Source organism: Candidatus Infernicultor aquiphilus, assembly GCF_002784285.1.
GTDB classification, from domain to species: domain Bacteria; phylum Atribacterota; class Phoenicimicrobiia; order Phoenicimicrobiales; family Phoenicimicrobiaceae; genus Infernicultor; species Infernicultor aquiphilus.
This window is the reverse complement of the sequence record NZ_PFKO01000061.1, coordinates 1-1,173: the sequence shown is the minus strand read 5'-3', so window position 1 is coordinate 1,173 and position 1,173 is coordinate 1. Positions and strand designations below refer to the sequence as shown.

Genomic DNA, 1,173 nt, shown 5'->3' with positions numbered 1-1,173 from the left:
AGATTTGGACACTTTGCAATTAGCCAGCAAAAAAACCAAAATATACACGATGAGAAGAGGTTTGAGCGACGCGGTTCTTTATGATGAAAATAAAATATATGAGAGATATGGAATTTCTTCCAAACAATTGATTGATTTTAAGGGTTTGAGAGGAGATCCGTCAGATAATATTCCGGGAGTGTTTGGGATTGGAGAAAAAACCGCTGTCAGTCTTTTGCAAGAATTTGAAACATTGGAAAATATTTATAAAAATATAGAAAAAATAAAAATTTCGGTGAGGGAAAAATTGACAAGAGATAAAATGCAAGCGATCAAGAGCAAGAAATTGGCAACGATTGTTAGAAATGTTCCGGTGGAATTTGATTTGGAAAAAGCCAAGATTGATGATTTTGACAAAAAAAAATTGGTGAAACTTTTTGAAGAATTGAATTTTTTTTCACTAATAAAAAGAATTCCTCAAAATAAATTGGATGAATCTGAAAATTGTTCAAAAAAAGAGAAGAAAAATAAGAGCGTCAAAGATTTTAAATATAATTTTATAATTAAAGAAAAAGAGAATGATTTTTGGAAGGATCTTTCTCAAAAAAAGGAGTTGAGCTTTAAATTGGAAACACAAGAAAGGGAAAACGGGCACAATGAAATTTTAGGAGTTTCTTTTTCTTGGGAGTCTGGGCGAGCTGGATATGCAAAATATAGTGAAAAAACCCGTTCATTTATTAAAGATATTTTTGAAAATGAAAAAATTGTTAAAATCGGATATGATTTAAAAATAAGTATAAAAATTTTATTTTCTTATGGAATAATTTTAAAAGGAAAATTATACGATATTATGCTATTGGCTTACGTTCTTGACCCGGGAGCTAAAATTGATTTTCCTTTTTTAGTTTTGAAAGAATTGGGAGAAGAAATTGAGGAAAGAAACAATAAGGGGCAGTTGGGATTGGAAATAATGTCTTTTCAAGAAAAAATTGAAAAGATTTGTCGCCAAACGGATTATATCAAGAAATTGAAAAAAATTTTTGAAGAGAAAATGGAAAAAATATCCCAAACGCAGAAAAAACAAAAAAATTTGGAAACTGTTTTTTGGGAAATTGAAATACCTTTGGTGGAAATTTTGGCTCAAATGGAAATGAATGGAATTCTTCTAAATGCCTTTATTTTTCAAGGAATTTC

General features: G+C 29.3%; 1 protein-coding gene. It reads left to right on the top strand.

What is annotated here, in order from left to right; translation table 11 throughout:
• Positions 1-49: 49 nt before the first annotated feature.
• Positions 50-1,173, top strand: a 1,124-nt coding sequence (locus tag COZ07_RS01715; RefSeq protein WP_406606873.1) for a 5'-3' exonuclease H3TH domain-containing protein, incomplete at its 3' end; no start/stop codon positions are given.